Source organism: Glutamicibacter sp. AOP5-A2-18, assembly GCF_052446055.1.
In the GTDB taxonomy this organism is placed as follows: domain Bacteria; phylum Actinomycetota; class Actinomycetes; order Actinomycetales; family Micrococcaceae; genus Glutamicibacter.
Genome location: NZ_JBQSVW010000001.1, coordinates 2,449,443 through 2,466,097, shown reverse-complemented (window position 1 = coordinate 2,466,097; position 16,655 = coordinate 2,449,443). Strand labels below are relative to the sequence as shown.

Annotated in this window: 13 protein-coding genes; 11 read left to right on the top strand and 2 right to left on the bottom strand. The window is 55.9% G+C overall.

All coding sequences use genetic code 11. From position 1 onward, the window contains the following. Positions 1-17 precede the first annotated feature (17 nt). The 4 genes from groL to guaB all read left to right on the top strand — a co-directional run bounded on the left by groL (position 18) and on the right by guaB (position 6,287). Positions 18-1,622, top strand: coding sequence for a chaperonin GroEL (groL, locus tag ACT3RW_RS11825; protein WP_262199650.1), 1,605 nt, complete (start codon positions 18-20; stop codon positions 1,620-1,622). 162 nt (positions 1,623-1,784) lie between these two features. Then, positions 1,785-2,264 carry a hypothetical protein gene (locus ACT3RW_RS11820; protein WP_444613890.1) on the top strand — a complete coding sequence of 160 codons (480 nt, stop codon included), beginning with the start codon at positions 1,785-1,787 and terminating at the stop codon, positions 2,262-2,264. A 302-nt stretch (positions 2,265-2,566) separates the two neighbouring features. Then, complete coding sequence (locus ACT3RW_RS11815; RefSeq protein WP_444613889.1) at positions 2,567-4,657, top strand: acyltransferase family protein; 2,091 nt, start codon at positions 2,567-2,569, stop codon at positions 4,655-4,657. Positions 4,658-4,781: 124 nt separating this feature from the next. Then, the gene (gene guaB / locus ACT3RW_RS11810) at positions 4,782-6,287 is read left to right on the top strand and encodes an IMP dehydrogenase (RefSeq protein ID WP_444613888.1); all 1,506 of its coding nucleotides are present in this window, start codon (positions 4,782-4,784) and stop codon (positions 6,285-6,287) included. Positions 6,288-7,560: 1,273 nt separating this feature from the next. Here the strand turns inward: guaB and ACT3RW_RS11805 are convergent. Together ACT3RW_RS11805 and ACT3RW_RS11800 are read right to left on the bottom strand one after the other, a co-directional pair. Further along, positions 7,561-7,983 carry a VanZ family protein gene (locus ACT3RW_RS11805; protein ID WP_444613887.1) on the bottom strand — a complete coding sequence of 141 codons (423 nt, stop codon included), beginning with the start codon at positions 7,981-7,983 and terminating at the stop codon, positions 7,561-7,563. A 125-nt stretch (positions 7,984-8,108) separates the two neighbouring features. Further along, positions 8,109-9,323: an MFS transporter gene (locus ACT3RW_RS11800; RefSeq protein ID WP_444613886.1), complete on the bottom strand. Its 1,215-nt coding sequence runs from the start codon at positions 9,321-9,323 to the stop codon at positions 8,109-8,111. Between the two features lie 111 nt (positions 9,324-9,434). Between ACT3RW_RS11800 and ACT3RW_RS11795 the strand changes: the two genes are divergently transcribed. The 7 genes from ACT3RW_RS11795 to guaA all read left to right on the top strand — a co-directional run bounded on the left by ACT3RW_RS11795 (position 9,435) and on the right by guaA (position 16,614). After that, on the top strand, positions 9,435-10,019 hold the full coding sequence (locus ACT3RW_RS11795) for a sugar O-acetyltransferase (protein WP_444613885.1): 585 nt from the start codon (positions 9,435-9,437) through the stop codon (positions 10,017-10,019). 4 nt (positions 10,020-10,023) lie between these two features. Beyond that, positions 10,024-10,620 carry a TetR/AcrR family transcriptional regulator gene (locus ACT3RW_RS11790; protein WP_444613884.1) on the top strand — a complete coding sequence of 199 codons (597 nt, stop codon included), beginning with the start codon at positions 10,024-10,026 and terminating at the stop codon, positions 10,618-10,620. A 153-nt stretch (positions 10,621-10,773) separates the two neighbouring features. After that, on the top strand, positions 10,774-12,090 hold the full coding sequence (locus ACT3RW_RS11785; RefSeq protein WP_444613883.1) for a DUF4872 domain-containing protein: 1,317 nt from the start codon (positions 10,774-10,776) through the stop codon (positions 12,088-12,090). A gap of 156 nt (positions 12,091-12,246) precedes the next feature. After that, on the top strand, positions 12,247-13,398 hold the full coding sequence (locus ACT3RW_RS11780) for a GuaB3 family IMP dehydrogenase-related protein (RefSeq protein WP_444613882.1): 1,152 nt from the start codon (positions 12,247-12,249) through the stop codon (positions 13,396-13,398). Positions 13,399-13,583: 185 nt separating this feature from the next. Then, entirely contained in the window at positions 13,584-14,372 is a 789-nt protein-coding gene (locus ACT3RW_RS11775) for an SURF1 family cytochrome oxidase biogenesis protein (RefSeq protein ID WP_444613881.1), read from the top strand. Positions 14,373-14,414: 42 nt separating this feature from the next. Beyond that, positions 14,415-14,879: a DUF3817 domain-containing protein gene (locus ACT3RW_RS11770; RefSeq protein ID WP_131088707.1), complete on the top strand. Its 465-nt coding sequence runs from the start codon at positions 14,415-14,417 to the stop codon at positions 14,877-14,879. A 148-nt stretch (positions 14,880-15,027) separates the two neighbouring features. Further along, a complete protein-coding gene (gene guaA, locus ACT3RW_RS11765; protein WP_131088706.1) occupies positions 15,028-16,614 on the top strand; it encodes a glutamine-hydrolyzing GMP synthase in 1,587 nt (528 codons plus the stop codon). Positions 16,615-16,655 lie beyond the last annotated feature (41 nt).

The window sequence follows — 16,655 nt, the reverse complement described above, 5'->3', positions numbered from 1 at the left end:
GTTTCAGGAGAAAATGCATGGCTAAGCAGCTAGCATTCAACGAGGAAGCGCGACGCGCACTCGAAGCGGGCATTGATAAGCTCGCGAACACGGTGAAGGTTACCCTCGGCCCACGCGGTCGTAACGTGGTGCTTGCCAAGACCTGGGGCGCCCCGACCATCACCAATGACGGTGTCACCATTGCGCGTGAGATCGATCTTGAAGATCCATATGAAAACCTTGGCGCACAGCTGGCCAAGGAAGTAGCCACCAAGACCAATGACGTAGCAGGCGACGGTACCACCACCGCCACCGTGCTCGCTCAGGCACTGGTTAAGGAAGGCCTGAAGAACGTAGCTGCAGGTGCTGCACCAGGTGATGTCCGTAAGGGCATCGAGCTGGCCACCGAGGTTGTTTCGCAGGCACTGGCTGCTAACGCAGTAGAGGTAGCGGATAAGGTTGCCAACGTTGCTTCCATCTCCGCTCAGTCCGATGAAATCGGCGAACTGCTTGCTGAGGCTTTCAAGACTGTTGGCACCGATGGTGTCATCACCATTGAAGAGTCCTCCACCACCGCTACCGAATTGGTAGTGACCGAGGGTATGCAGTTCGACAAGGGCTACCTCTCGCCACAGTTCATCACCGATCAGGAGCGTCAGGAAGTTGTTCTGGAAGACGCCCTGATCTTGATCAACCCTGCCAAGATCTCCACCGTGGCTGAATTCCTGCCACTGCTGGAAAAGGTTTTGGAAACCAAGAAGCCACTGCTGATCATCGCCGAGGACGTTGAGGGCGAAGCCCTTTCCACCCTGGTGGTCAACAAGCTGCGTGGCCTGCTGAACGTGGTAGCCGTCAAGGCTCCAGGCTTCGGCGACCGCCGCAAGGCAATGATGCAGGACCTGGCTATCCTTACTGGTTCCCAGGTTGTCTCCCCAGAACTGGGCTTGTCCCTAGATCAGGTAGGCACCGAGGTTCTTGGTTCCGCACGCCGCGTGACCATCACCAAGGATTCCACCACCATCGTTGATGGTGCCGGAACCGATGAAGATGTTGCTGAGCGTGTAGCCCAGCTGAAGGCTGAGCTGAACCGCACCGATTCGGAGTGGGACCGCGAAAAGCTTTCCGAGCGTCTGGCCAAGTTGGCTGGCGGCATCGGCGTCATCAAGGTGGGCGCATCCACCGAGGTTGAGCTCAAGGAACGCAAGCACCGCATCGAGGACGCAGTGTCCTCTACCCGTGCCGCCCTTGAAGAAGGCATCGTTGCCGGTGGCGGTACCGCCTTGGTTGACGCTCTGACTGCTCTTGACACCGATAGCTCCATTGTTGGCCTTGAAGGTGACGTTGCAGCTGGTGTGGCCATCGTGCGCCGTGCACTGGTTCAGCCAATGTTCTGGATCGCTACCAATGCCGGCTTCGACGGTTCAGTAGTTGTTTCCAAGGTGGCAGAGTCTCCAGCTAATGAGGGCTTCAACGCCAAGACTGGCGTTTACGAGAACCTGATCAACGCAGGTGTCATTGACCCAGTCAAGGTCACCCGTTCGGCACTGCGTAACGCAGCATCGATCGCAGCACTCGTGCTGACCACCGAAACCCTGGTAGCCGAGAAGGCCACCGAGGTTGAGGAAGACGCACACAGCCACTAAGTCATTGACTAGGCTTTGAAGCCGCCGTCGGATCAAGTTCTTACTTGTTCCGGCGGCGGCTTCTTTTTGCTGTTCTAGCAATGAGAACATACGTATTGATTTGGAGCTCGCTACCGTTTTTATCAGTTTCGAGTTCAACTAACAGGAAGAAGGCGAAGAAGAATGCGCATTCATTGGCTGAAAAGGCTGACCACAAAGCAAAGACGCATGGTGAACGAAGAGCTTCGTTCGTTGGGGCAAGCAGATGTGGCAGATGGAATTGAAGAATACTTAGCGACAAACGAGCACATGACTTCAGATTTTTCCGGTTCTTCAGGTGCGATTTCGGGACTTTTAAGTGGCATTTCGATTATTGTCGGCATCTGGTTTGTCGACGCCATTTCACTCGGACCCAAGATATATGTCGTTGCTTTCGCTGGAATGATCGTTAGCGTGTCCCTGATCGCCATGTACAAGCACGGCGTTCACGATGCTACTCGACTAGCCACCGTGGCGATCATCCAAGAACGGGCATCCCGTCATGAAGGCAGCGGTGCTGGCAGATCTAGCCTCGATTCCATGAATTGGTTCATGACCGGAACGGCAGCAACGGCATCCGCGGCATTGACGTATCTAATTGTTGGAAGACGTAGAGCTAAGTAAGATACGTTTCTGTCAGTCCGAGCTGTTTCAGTGACAGCCATTTTCTTGATGTAGGTTGTACTGATCAGTAGTGATACACGTCAAAGTGCCGTGTTCACAGGGAATTTGACGGTTCCATCGCTCAGCTAACCTTGCGCAAGTCAGCTCAATACAAGCTCTGCATTTATTCCGTGATCAGCGTTCAAGGGCCTTTCAACCTGTGTGGGGAACACAGCGTCGATTGATAGGCTCAATAGTTGTCTGACGTGTCAAGAAGATCAAACACCGAAGTCATGCCCGAGTCCCCGACGGAAGCATAGCTTGTGACTACCGCCCTCAAACAGCCCCGGAAAAGCACAAAAGGTGCAAACTTCCGGGTCGACTTACAGGGTCTTCGAGCCTTAGCCGTATTGCTGGTGATGTCCTATCACATATGGTTCTCCAAGGTCTCCGGGGGAGTCGACATCTTCTTGATGCTCTCCGCTTTTTTCCTCACCTCATCTACCGCTCGCAGAATTTCGCGCGGCGAACGCACACCACTCATTACTGGATGGCTGCACCGTTTCTCCAGACTCATCCCGCAAGCTGCGACGGTGATCATCAGTGTTATCGTTGCCGCCTGGATCATCTTGCCCAGTAGCCGTTGGCTGGAACTCATCGATCAGTCCAAAGCCTCGATGCTCTACAAACAGAACTGGTATCTGGCTAATCATCAGGTCGATTACTACGCGTTCAACACAGACTCAGCCTCACCGCTACAGCACTTCTGGTCCTTATCCGTTCAGGGACAAATCTTCATTCTCTGGCCCATAGTCTTGGCCTTCAGTGCACTGATCTGGAAGCTGTTCTCCAAGCGTTTCAACTTCGCGTGGGTTGCCGGAACGCTCTTCGGTTTGATCTTCGTTGGCTCTCTGGCGTATTCCATCAACATCACCGCCAGCAACCAGCAGGTTGCCTACTTCCATACCGGCGCACGCCTGTGGGAATTCGCTCTGGGCTCCTTGCTCGCTCTGGCCTTGCCTTGGCTGAACACGCTGCCAGAGAAGATCCGCCGAGTTGCTGGCTGGATAGGAATGCTCATCATCATCGGCAGCGGAGCTGTGCTGGATGTCCAAGGTCAGTTCCCGGGCTTCATGGCTTTGGTCCCGACTCTGGCCGCCGCGATGATTATCGCTGCCCCTGCCCGGCGCCACTGGGCTAACCCATCCGGTGTCTTGTCCACCAAGGTCTTGGTGAAGCTCGGCGACCTGTCCTACGGCATGTACCTCTGGCACTGGCCAATGCTGGTCTTCTACCTAGAAGCCACCGGCAAGGAGCACGCTTCCTTCCTTGACGGAACGGTACTGATCATTTCTGCCATCGCGGCTTCATGGGTCACCACCAACTTTGTTGAGAAGCCGGCGGTCAATTGGCAAAACAACTTCAGCTTCCCGCACTGGGTACCGCAGACAGGTATCAAGGTCCTCGGCCAGGTGGCAGTGGTGGCCATTGGACTGGGCATCGTCAACCTCTCGGTGACCGCGTGGACCAACAATGTGGCTCACCGAAGTGCCGTCGCCGCCACCCAAAGCGTTGCCGATAACCCTGGAGCCACCGCAACCGAGGACTGGGATCCTTCACCTGCCGCATTGACGTTGCCTTTGGCCACCGAGTTGGAAGATGAATGGCAGTCTCCAGGTAGCTCCTGCGCCGGGTCCAACAGCCCTAACGACGAGCGCATCATGTTCTGCGAACAGGGTGGAAACTTTGATGGTTCTCCAGATGTGGTGTTGCTGGGGGATTCGCACATGCAGCACTGGTCCGAGGCCGCCGCTTCCGCAATTGAAGAATCCGGCGGAAGCTGGGTACTGGTCTTCCACCCCGGATGCCGCTACGGCTCCGATGCTGACCGCTCAGAACCTGAATGCGCTGACTTCCAAGATGCAGCCAAAAAGTATGTCGCTGATCTGAAACCCAAAATGGTGATGACCACGGCCACCAAGACCGTGGCCGACACAGCCGATGATGTCCGCACGCCGGGGCAGCAGGAAACCATGGTGGACCACTACGCCGAAGCTATCCAGCCATTCCTCAATGTAGGCAGCAAGGTCATCGCCATGCGCGATACCCCGCGCTACACCTACTCCATAGCCGAATGCGTTGATAATCATGCCAAGCACCCTGAAGCCTGTGACGGATCAGCCGCAGAGACATTAGCCCAAGACAATCCGGTTCAAGATTTCTTGGCGAAGCATGATTATGGCGAGCAAGTTGTCTCATTAGATATGACCGGCTTGCTCTGCCCTGATGGGGTCTGCAAAGCTGTGATCGGTAATGTTTCAACGTACTTAGATGATTCACACCTATCCAAGACTTTTGTGGTTAGTGCCAAGCGCCAATTTGCTGAAGCCTTCACCAAGGTCACCGGCTGGTAATAAGTCCTATCGGAGACCTGTTAACGCATGAGCTTGGACACAGAGTCCCGTACGGGAATAACGCCAGCGCCAAAAGGGCTCTACCATTTAACCAACCTCCGCATCCGCTCCGAAAGGTTCCTACGTGACTGAGTTCAACCCCTTTGCCTTTGAAGGACTCACCTACGACGACGTATTGCTGTTGCCTGGCCCGACGGATGTAATCCCTTCGGACGCTGACACCACCACTCGCTTCACCAAGCGCATCAACATTGCAGTGCCAATCAGCTCCGCTGCAATGGACACCGTCACCGAAGCCCCAATGGCTATCGCACTGGCACGCCAGGGCGGCATCGGCGTGATCCACCGCAACCTCTCCATTGAGGCCCAGGCCAAGCAGGTTGACCAGGTAAAGCGTAGCGAGTCGGGCATGATCACCGACCCAGTCACCGTGCACCCGGGCGCCACCTTGGCTGAATGGGATGAGCTGTGCGCACAGTACCGCGTCTCCGGTCTGCCAGTAGTTGATGAGAACCGTAAGGTGCTGGGCATCATCACCAACCGCGACACCCGCTTTGTTCCTCGCGAACAGTTCATGACCACCAAGGTCTACGAAGTCATGACCGGCATGCCACTGGTGACCGCTCAGGAAGGCGTAGCCCCTGAAAAGGTTATCGAGCTGCTTTCCAAGAACCGTATCGAGAAGCTTCCGCTGATTGATGATGATGGCAAGCTGACCGGTTTGATCACCGTCAAGGACTTCGACAAGGCCGAGCAGTACCCACTGGCCACCAAGGATGACGAAGGCCGCTTGCGTGTAGCTGCAGCCGTTGGTTTCTTCGGTGAAGGCTACGAGCGTGCCATGACGCTGATCGACGCTGGCGTTGACGCACTGGTGGTTGATACCGCCAACGGTCACTCCCAGGGCGTGCTGGAAATGATTGCCCGCCTGAAGAAGGATCCTGCTGCGGCTCACGTAGATGTGATCGGTGGACAGGCTGCTACCTATGAAGGTGCCAAGGCCATCATCGATGCCGGCGCAGACGCCATCAAGGTTGGCGTGGGCCCAGGTTCGATCTGCACCACCCGCATCGTTGCCGGTGTTGGCGTACCGCAGGTTACCGCAATCTACGAAGCTGCCAAGGCTGCGATCCCAGCTGGCGTGCCAGTGATCGCTGACGGCGGTCTGCAGCACTCGGGCGATATCGGCAAGGCACTGGTTGCCGGCGCTGACTCGGTCATGCTCGGCTCGCTGTTGGCTGGTACCGCAGAGTCCCCAGGTGACCTAGTATTCATGGGCGGCAAGCAGTTCAAGGCTTACCGTGGCATGGGTTCACTGGGTGCTATGGAAACCCGTGGCAAGAACACCTCGTACTCCAAGGACCGTTACTTCCAGGCTGATGCACCATCAAACGAGAAGCTGATCCCTGAGGGCATCGAAGGCCAGGTTCCTTACCGTGGCCCACTGTCCGCAGTAACCCACCAGCTTGTTGGTGGCCTGCGCCAGACCATGTTCTACGTTGGCGGTCGCACCATTCCTGAGCTGAAGGCACGCGGCAAGTTTGTTCGCATTACTGCTGCAGGTCTGAAGGAATCGCACCCACACGACATCATGATGACCGTTGAGGCTCCGAACTACCGTTCGCGCTAAATTCAGCAGAAAATTTCCCGTCCGGAACTGACGCTCAAGCGTTGTTCCGGGCGGGATTTTTCGTTTCAGATTAGTTGCCCTTGTCCAAGACAGGGCTGCGTGGCCGTGGATGTGGCTCCATGATCCACAACTCCCTAGCGCGCTAAATACTTAAGTGGGAGAATAAAAGAGCACTCCAGAAATGGTGTGTCGTGGGATTAGGTGGCACCAAGTCCTTCGTAGCCACCTCTAAAGGTGCGGAGCCCAGTGCTGGTACACCAAGCTCCGCGGCCGTATGGCGAACCACTTAGAGGACGTCAATAATGAGCCTCAAGAGGGCCACGATAAGTCGCGAAACACTGGCTAGCGTTTGGACTTTCGTGGCCTTCGGCTTGCAATGGCAAGCCTTGAGGCACTTCTTGCGCTTCTTCATGGGTCATCACCTACCTTTCCGCTCGTGCGACGAGCGCGACACCCATGAGTTGAGCCTGGAAAGGTGCGACTCATGGACTACGCGCCCACCGACGACCTGTGGAGCGAAAAGAGGCAGCGATACTGGCATTGACGCCGATTGCTATCCATTCAAAGCCTAGAGTCGTCGCAGATCTTGCAAACGAAATACTTGCGATCTCTGGACTACGGAATCAGACGCGCACTTCGCGACGCGCGGATGTCAATTATCAAAGCAAGACATGGATCTCGTCTGCCATAGGTTCTTCCGGAAGAGTTCACGAGACAAGCTGCAGCGACTGGGACAAAGAAATTCTTCGCAGTCGTTCCTATGGTTTCAGCGCTCGGTTTTTCTGGCGATTGAATGCTTCCTCTTGCGCCGGCGATCAATCGTGAAACCCATTCCGCAGAGAACAACGAAGGCACCTGCCGTCGTTAGTGCAGAAAAGAGTAACGGGTTTTCAGAGGAGCCCCAGAAATAGGGACTCGCGAAAGCAATCGCTAGGGAGAGTACGAATCCGAACCCTAAATACATCGGGCACCTTCCTGCACCAGTTTTCGAGATCTCAAAAAAGTACACGGTTACGTGGGTCTAGATGAGCAACTGAGTAGCTAAACTCATGAATCCACCGTAGCAAGGCCAGTTGTCGAGGTAAATCGTGCTTAAGTAGGAGGGCTCCTGCGGAGTGGAAGACCTAGATCCAAGCGGTGCCGTAGCCGAACACCGTGAAGTTTTTGAATGAATGGCAGATGGAGCGATCTTCGGCTTCGAAAGCTTGATAAAAGTAGCCAAATTGGTTCCAAACGCCACGCTCATTGGTGCCGGCCGGTAGCTTTCATTTCTTTAGTTGGAAGGCTTGCTTGCCTTCTGATTCCAATAACCTTTAGAAACAGCAACCCATATTGCAGCACCAAGTACGCACCCTAAAGAGTTGGCCACGACATCAGTTAGTGTGGCGAAGCGGTTGGGGAGGAACAGAAGCTGGCCTATTTCTATCAAGCCGGAGACAATGATGCCTGCGAGGGCTGCCATCCAGAACCGGCGAAGTCCTGCGCCGAGAAAGATGCCCAGCGGAACGAAGAAGATCACGTTGGCTGAAAATTCGACGAACTCGTAGTTCACAAAAGCCGGAGCGCCGTGAGCATGCAACCAGTGCAGGGTCCGTGTCAGTTCTGGTCCTGCGGATGAATCGACGGTGACAGGCCAAAACGCGATGACCATCATTGCGAGTAAGTACAGCAATGGCAAAGCCCAGTGTCGGAGCATTGGGCGGCTAAGCAAAGTTCTCAGTGGGTTCCTTGGCGCGGTTCATGAATTCGAGTGTTAATGCACTACCCAAGATACTCGATGATCGATTTTTGGCTCTGCTGTCGGATGCGATGAATGAGCTGCTACTTGGCATCCACAAGGCGGTTCAGGCGTTCTGAGAACAGCATGCCCATGGCCGCTAGCAGTAGAAGGAAGAGCGGGAAAAGCCAAAGTCCCACCCAGGAGGACAAAACACCGAACAGCGGTGGCATCAGTGTCGAGCCGAGGTAGGCCGCCGCCATCTGGATGCCAATGATTGCGTGTGAGTTATGGCGTCCGAAATTCGCTGGTGTGGAGTGAATGATGGCGGGATAAATTGGTGCGGATCCCAGACCAGCGATGGCTAGGCCGGCTAGAGCAACTCCATTGGCTTCGAGCGGGATGAGCAGCATGAGGCCACCGAGTCCCACCATGATGAAGCCACCGCGAATCAGGTTGCGGTCGCCGATGCGGTCAGCGAAGAATCCGGCGAGGAAGCGTCCGCCAGTTATGCCCAGCAGGAAGAACGACGCAAAGGCGGCAGCCGTTGCTGGGGCCACTCCACGGTCGCCGGCGAGGTACGTCGTAGCCCAGAGAATCGACGTGTTTTCCAGCGCGCAGTATGCAAAGAATGCCGCGAGGACCAGCAGGACGCCCGGAATTTTCAAAACCTGCGCCAGTGGAATGTGCGAGGCTCCGGCCTGGGGCGCTTCACTGTTCTCGGTACTGTCTTCCACCTCAGCGCGGTTGAGGCCTTTCGGCCTCATGGTGTCTACCTTGGCCCAGAGGGGGAGGGCGAGAACTAGGACTACGGTGAGCACGACTTGAATAAGCGCAACAACCTTGTAAGCCCCGGACCATCCCATACCTGAGGTCAGCGCTTGACTCATGATCAACGGGCTAATCGAGGCTCCCACACCCCAAAAGCTATGGAGCCAGTTCATATGTCGTGCCGCGTAGTGCAGGGCAACGTAATTGTTCAGGGCCGCATCCACCGCTCCTGCGCCCAATCCATACGGGATGGCCCACAGGCATAACATCCAGAACGAGTCTGAGAAGGTAAAGCCGAACAACGCCGTTGCGGTCATTCCAACGCTGATCGCCGTTACAACCCCGGCACCAAACTTACGGGTAAGTCGTTCCGAGGCAAGGCTGGAAAAGATGGTTCCCACGGCAATGACCATGGTGAGAATACCAGCGAAGGATTGCGGGACATCAAGTTCTCTGTGCATCACTGGCCATCCGGCGCCCACCAGAGAGTCGGGAAGCCCGAGGCTGATGAAGGCGATGTAGATAATAGCCAAAAGGATTGAATACATAAGGTGCTGATGTCTTTCGCTGTTCCTGCGGGATGAACGCATCGCCACTGATGGGACGACCACTCAAAGTATATGTACGAGTGTACTCAAATGTCGTGTATATTCACTGCCATGGATCAGAGTTATTTTGAATCAGACTCCCGCAGTAACCGTGAGCGTATGCTCGCCGGAGACCTCTATATCGCAGATGACCCTGAGAACGAACGACTTCATCGACGCGGTGTCCAGCTTGCTGACGCGTACCACCGCGCTGATATCGCCGCAGATCCACTTGCTCGCGAGATCCTTGTAGACCTCGTTGGCACCTTGGGCGAAGGCGCCCACGTGAACCCACCGCTATTTGTGGACTACGGCGAAAACATACACATCGGTGCCCGAACCTTTATCAACTACAACCTCACCGCGTTGGACGTCGCCACCATCACCATCGGTGAAGACTGCCAGATTGGGCCCAATGTTCAACTGCTGACGCCTACCCACCCGATTGACCCGCAACCTCGACGCGACAAGCTCGAAGCGGCCCAGCCAATTAGCCTTGGCGACAATGTCTGGCTAGGAGGCGGGGTGATCGTGTGCCCAGGAGTGAGTATCGGAGAAAACTCCGTCATCGGTGCCGGCGCGGTAGTCACCAAGGACATCCCAGCCAACGTAGTCGCCGTAGGTAATCCTGCACGCGTGATCCGAAGCATTGGATAATTTGATGTCCTCCCAACACTCTTCCACCGGTTCACGCTTAGGTCGGCGCAATGATCCTGAACGCCGTGAAAGGATCATCGATGCTTGCCAGAAAGTCATTGTGGAATCCGGGGTCACTGGAACGTCTCACCGAAAGGTTGCGACGCAAGCCGGTGTGCCATTGGGTGCCATGACTTACTACTTTGATGGCATGCAGGATTTGCTGCACAGCACATTTTCCCGATTTGCCACCAGCATTAGTGACGATTTTGAACGTCATATGGCAACGGCAACCGATAAGGAATCGGCGTGTGAAAGGGTGTTCGAAAGAATTCTGCAAGCCAGTAGTGGCGATGATGATGAGCTGATCTTGTCTCATGAGCTCTACACTTTGGCCACCCGTGATGCTTCGTTCCGTTCGATTACTACCCAATGGATGCAGCGCAGCCGTGTGGCTCTAGAACTTCACTTTGACCCGCTGACAGCTCGCTTGCTTGACGCGATGATTGAGGGCCTAACCATTCACCGAGCCCTGGATTCCGAAGCACGGGAGCCGAGCGAAATCAAAACTGCCATTGCTCGCATCACGAAAGATTCGCGCAAAGGTTCACTTAGTACTTAGTAATCAATCTCAAGTGCTGCTGAAGAAGTAGTTGTCCAAGTCCCTTGGTTCTGCACCAGCAAAAGATCTTGCACGCGTAGAATTAAGGGCAGACAGCACCAATCGGCGTGGGATCTCACTGACTGTGCGCGACCGCGAATAAAGGACATTACTTTGGGCCAGCCAGCCAATCTGAAGAAGCAAGCACGCGAACGAATGGAACGTACGGGGGAGAACTACACCACTGCGCGTAAGAACATTCTTACCGGTAAGCCAGAGAGCCCAAAGGCAGCTCGTGCAGCGCAGGCTCGTGACTACGCCAAAGAAGCTCGCGATGCCAAAGCTGGTATCAAACCTAAGGCTCCTAAGCCCGCAGCGGCTCCAGCGCCACAAGATGAGTTGCCTGAATACCCGGCACCAGAAGACGTCATTCAATACGATGCCGCACTGTGGCACCGAGTCCTCGTGCAGGCTGGCGTCACTAACCCAGTCACCGAAGCCCCGCTGAGCCAAGCCCTGCTGGCAGGCCTAGCTGGTGGTATCGGCTTTATGGTCTTCACCTTCGAATATGAAGAGACCACCACCGCCACCTTGGTGACCCGCGCCCACCCAGAGCCATACACGCAGAACCTGCTGGCCCGTTGCGGTGCCAAGGTCACCGAACGCACCACCGGTTCAGCCGCGCGAGCTGTTGAATACATGGACGCTGCACTTGATGCCGGACGCACCGTAGCTGTCCGTGTGGCCATCAACGCATTGCCTTGGATCGATGGCAATGAAGTGGATGAAGCCGAGACCATTGATCTTGTTGTTGTCGGAGATCATGAAGATGATCTGCTGGTAGATGATGGTTCAGGCGTACTGAACGTCATCAGCCAAGAAGACCTAGCGTTCGCCCGCGCCAAGCGCAAAAAGGAAAAGCACTGGCTAGCTTGGGTACCTTCCTCGCGCTCGCCGAAGGCCGAAACCCTGGCAACCAACGCGCTGGTTGCTATCGAAGAAACCACTTCTCGTCTTCTGGGAACCCGCGAACTTTCCGGCATTCCAGATCACTTCGCGAAGAACTTCGGCATCACCGGCATGCGTACCTTCGCTGCTCGTTTGCGCGATACCACCACCAAGACCGGCTGGAGCCAGATGTTTGCTGATCAGGAGCGTCTTGCTGGCGGCATGACCCAGCTGTCGGGCTTCCTGAGCGACACCCGTTTTGGTGGCGAAGGTGCACTGCGTGGACTGTACGCAGACTTCCTTGATGAAGCCGCAGGACTTCCGGGTCTTTCGGCTCTGGGGGAGCACAGTGCAGATTACCTGCAGCTGGCACAGCTGTGGGATGAGTTCGCTGAGCTTGTGGATCCAGAAGTCACCGTTGAAAACCGCAGTGCAATGTTCGCGCAGATGGCAGATGCCATGGAGCGTATCGCTGAGGTTGAAGAGCAGGCAGCAACTGCGCTGGCAGCTACCGCGAAGTCACTGGCTTCCCAAGCTTCGTAGACTAAAAGCTTTTTAGCTTCTAACCCTGTCTCACGGTGTATGAATACACCGTGAGGCAGGGTTTCTTGCTTGCCATTGGATAGAAAACACGTCATGACCGCTCGCACTAAGGCTATGAAAAGCAAGAATTCGGCCGAGACTTGGTAACCTAGTTAGGTGAGTAACGAGATTGAGATCGGCCGCGGCAAGCGGGCGCATAAGGCATTTTCCCTGGACGACGTAGCGATCGTACCGAATCGCCGCACCCGTGATCCGAAGGACGTTTCGGTATCCTGGCAGATCGACGCTTTCCAGTTCGACACCCCAATTATGGGCGCACCTATGGACTCGGTAACTTCACCGGCCACCGCCATTGCCCTGGGCAAGCTCGGCGGCTTGGGTGTACTGAACCTTGAAGGTCTGTGGACCCGTTATGAAAACCCAGAATCTGTACTGGCAGAAATCACCGGTCTGAAGTCCGAATCCGCAACGCGCAATGATCCAAAGATCACCGCCAAGTTGCAGGAACTGTACTCGGCTCCGATTCAGCCAGAGCTGATCACCTCGCGCATCTCCGAGATCCGTGACTCCGGCGTAGTTGTCGCTGGCTCATTGACCCCACAGCGCACCCAAGAACACTACAAGACCGTAGTGGCTGCCGGCGTGGACATCTTTGTCATCCGTGGCACCACCGTGTCGGCCGAGCACGTCTCGAAGACCACCGAACCACTGAACCTCAAGCAGTTCATCTATGAACTCGACGTCCCAGTGATCGTTGGCGGCGCAGCTGGCTACACCCCAGCTATGCACCTGATGCGTACCGGCGCTGCCGGTGTCCTCGTAGGTTTTGGTGGCGGCGCGTCCTCCACCACCCGTCGTACCCTGGGCATTCACGCACCAATGGCTACCGCTATTGCCGATGTTGCTTCAGCTCGCCGTGACTACATCGAAGAGTCCGGTGGACGCTACGTACACGTCATTGCCGATGGTGGCATGGGCAACTCCGGTGACATCGTCAAGGCCATCGCTATGGGCGCCGACGCAGTGATGCTCGGTACCGCTTTGGCTCGTGCCGAAGAAGCACCAGGCGCCGGTTACCACTGGGGCATGGAAGCAGTGCACGAGGCCAGCCCACGTGGCGACCGTGCAAAGATCGGTACCGTCGGTTCCCTTGAAAAGGTTCTGTACGGTCCATCGCATGAAACCGATGGCACCTCCAACTTGGTTGGTGCGCTGCGCCGTTCGATGGCCACTACCGGCTACTCGACCTTGAAGGAATTCCAGCGTGTAGACGTGGTGCTTTCGCCTTACGAGTCTGACCGCTACTAAATATTCTTTTCTTCAGCCCTGTCCGAATTATCGGACAGGGCTGAAGCTCTTTAACGCCAACATAGCTTCCGGCGCTCAACGAACAACCGTCAAGGATGGTTCCCCGAGCACTCAATTAGTTCGGCGGGGTCAATCTCACCCCCACTTATTTCGAGTTCTACGGCAAATAGAAGTACGGTTAAGGGGTGTTTAAAACCGCTCTGAAACTCAAGTGGATCGGCGCCCTCATTGCTGCGCTGGCCATCGCTACCGGATTTGTTGCCCTCTCGGGGTGGCAGTTCGGCTCCTCAGAGAGTGAACCGCTGGTCAAGGTTGATAAGACCGAGAAACCAGTTCAACTGACAAAACACACGGATATTGGAATTGAACTGCTTGGCACCAAAGCTGACCAGATCGTAAAATTCACCGGCGAATTTGTTCCCGGCACAGATCAGCTCATTGATGACCGCATTGAAGACGGCAAAAAAGGTGTCTGGGTCATCACCGAGTTCAAGGTTGATGGCGCCAAACAAGACGCTGGCATCGCAGTGGTGCGCGGCTGGCAGCCAGAGGCCACCGCACCGTCAGCGGCACCTAAGGGTGAACTGGAAGTCACCGGTCGACTGTTGCCTAACGAGGGTCCAGAGAACGAGCATGATCTACGCAGCAAGACCCTGCCTTCCATCACCTCAGCGCAGCTAGCCAATACCTGGGATTCGGTGCTGTACAACGGCTTCATCTCCGGGCACAAGATCACCACGGTTAAAGGCGAAAGTGTTGATCAGCCAGGCATCGACATGATCTATGTTGGACCTCAGCCGCAGGAAGCTCAGGTTAACTGGCTCAACGTCTTCTACGGAATTGAATGGGTTGTCTTTGCAGGCTTCGCCATCTTCCTCTGGTACCGCATGGTTCGTGATGACTACCAGCGCGACTTGGACGAGATCGCTGAACGCGCGGCGGACGCTCGCGACAACGGCACCAGCAGCAACTAAACAAACACAAACTTTTTTCTGATTCGGAAGGAATCATCAGCCATGTCCAGCACCAGCCCAGCACCGAAGCCCCGGAAGTTCGGCGGCACCCCAGCGCAGATTCGCAGCGCCGCCAAGTTCTATAAGGTCTTCGCCTACATCACCGGTGTGATGCTGTTGCTGCTCGTGGTCGAGATGATCTTCAAGTACTTCTGGTCCCTGGAACTCTTTGTTGGTGGCAGTTTGGCTGATGGCACCGCCAACTCGGTGGGTCTGTTCAACCGAGCAGAAGTCACTGGGGGAGTGAACCTGTCCTTGGGTATCTTGATTGCCCATGGTTGGCTGTACGTGGTCTACCTCTTTGCTGACTTCCGTCTCTGGTCACTGATGCGCTGGCCATTTATGCGCTTCATTACCATCGCACTCGGTGGCGTAGTTCCGTTCCTGTCCTTCATCACCGAGGCCAAGGTGCACGCTGAAGTCGATCGTGAACTGGCAGCTCATCCAAAGGCTGCCAAGCGGTACTAAAACCGAGCTAAATTTTTTATCAACGGGCGAACCAGATCATCTGGTTCGCCCGTTGTTTTATTGTGGGTTTTATTGTGTGACGCCCTAGGTGACGCTGATGACAGTGCTCGTGCTGTTTCGCGCGCGGGGAACCGCGTAGACTGTAACGGTGACTACTGCTCCCCTCAATCCAGAACATAAGCCGGTTCTGGTCGTCGACTACGGGGCCCAATACGCGCAGCTTATCGCTCGCCGCGTACGTGAGGCCCGTGTGTACTCGGAGATCGTTCCGCACACCCTTTCTACTGAAGCCATTTTGGCCAAGAACCCTGCAGCGATCATCCTTTCCGGTGGTCCCTCCAGCGTTTACGCCGATGGTGCCCCCTCTGTAGGGGCCGACCTGTTTGAAGCCGGCGTACCGGTCTTGGGCATTTGCTATGGCTTCCAGGCCATGGCCAACGCTCTGGGCGGAACCGTGGCGGAAACCGGCCTGCGTGAGTACGGCCGTACCCCCACCAACTTTGAGGGCGAAGCACGCTCCATCCTGGCAGGCGCCGCACAGGCCCCTACCGTATGGATGAGCCACGGTGACGCTGTCTCGGTAGCTCCAGAAGGCTTCGAAGTACTGGCCACCACCGCCGGTGCACCAGTTGCTGCTTTCGCCAACGAGGCCAAGCGCCTCTACGGTGTGCAGTGGCACCCAGAAGTTAAGCACTGCGAGTTCGGCCAAGATGTACTGGAAAACTTCCTATACAACGGAGCCGGCCTGGCAGGGGACTGGACCGCGGATAACATCGCTGAAGAGCAGATCGAGCGCATCCGTGCTCAGGTCGGCACCGGCAAGGCCATCTGTGGTCTGTCCGGCGGCGTAGACTCCGCAGTTGCCGCAGCACTGGTACAGCGTGCCATTGGTGACCAACTCACCTGTGTGTTCGTCAACCACGGTCTGTTGCGCGAAGGCGAAGCCGAGCAGGTGGAGAAGGACTTTGTCGCTTCCACCGGCGCCAAGCTGTACATCGCTGATGAGCGCGAACGCTTCTTGACCGCTTTGGAAGGTGTCTCTGATCCAGAGACCAAGCGCAAGATCATCGGCCGCGAATTCATCCGCGCCTTCGAAGCAGCTGAAGCAGCGATTATCGCTGAAGCAGCCTCCGAAGGTGAGCCGGTGAAGTTCCTGGTTCAGGGCACCCTGTACCCGGACATCGTGGAATCCGGTGGCGGCGAAGGTACCTCCAACATCAAGAGCCACCACAACGTGGGCGGCTTGCCAGAGGACCTGCAGTTTGAACTCGTTGAACCACTGCGCACCCTGTTCAAGGATGAAGTACGCGCTGTGGGCCGCGAGCTCGGCTTGCCAGAGGAAATTGTTGGCCGTCAGCCATTCCCTGGCCCAGGCTTGGGTATCCGCATCATTGGTTCGGTCAATGAAGAACGCCTGTCCATCCTGCGCAAGGCCGACGCGATTGCTCGCGCCGAACTGACCGCAGCAGGTCTGGACAATGAAGTATGGCAGATGCCAGTAGTACTGCTCGCCGACGTTCGCTCGGTAGGCGTACAGGGCGATCACCGTACCTACGGTCACCCAATCGTGCTGCGTCCGGTGTCCTCTGAAGATGCCATGACCGCCGACTGGTCGCACCTGCCTTATGATCTGCTCTCGAAGATCTCCAACCGCATCACCAATGAGGTCGATGGGGTTAACCGAGTGGTGCTGGACGTCACGTCCAAGCCACCTGGAACCATCGAGTGGGAGTAAGCCTTAAGCACTGCTAATCCACGCAAAATCACTGTTGTGGA

Bases quoted from the DNA above. Each gene is read 5' to 3' on its own strand.
- groL (WP_262199650.1), top strand. From the start codon at position 18: ATGGCTAAGCAGCTAGCATTCAACGAGGAAGCGCGACGCGCACTCGAA.
- ACT3RW_RS11820 (WP_444613890.1), top strand. From the start codon at position 1,785: ATGCGCATTCATTGGCTGAAAAGGCTGACCACAAAGCAAAGACGCATG.
- ACT3RW_RS11805 (WP_444613887.1), bottom strand. From the start codon at position 7,983: ATGCTCCGACACTGGGCTTTGCCATTGCTGTACTTACTCGCAATGATG.
- ACT3RW_RS11800 (WP_444613886.1), bottom strand. From the start codon at position 9,323: ATGTATTCAATCCTTTTGGCTATTATCTACATCGCCTTCATCAGCCTC.
- ACT3RW_RS11795 (WP_444613885.1), top strand. From the start codon at position 9,435: ATGGATCAGAGTTATTTTGAATCAGACTCCCGCAGTAACCGTGAGCGT.
- ACT3RW_RS11790 (WP_444613884.1), top strand. From the start codon at position 10,024: ATGTCCTCCCAACACTCTTCCACCGGTTCACGCTTAGGTCGGCGCAAT.
- ACT3RW_RS11770 (WP_131088707.1), top strand. From the start codon at position 14,415: ATGTCCAGCACCAGCCCAGCACCGAAGCCCCGGAAGTTCGGCGGCACC.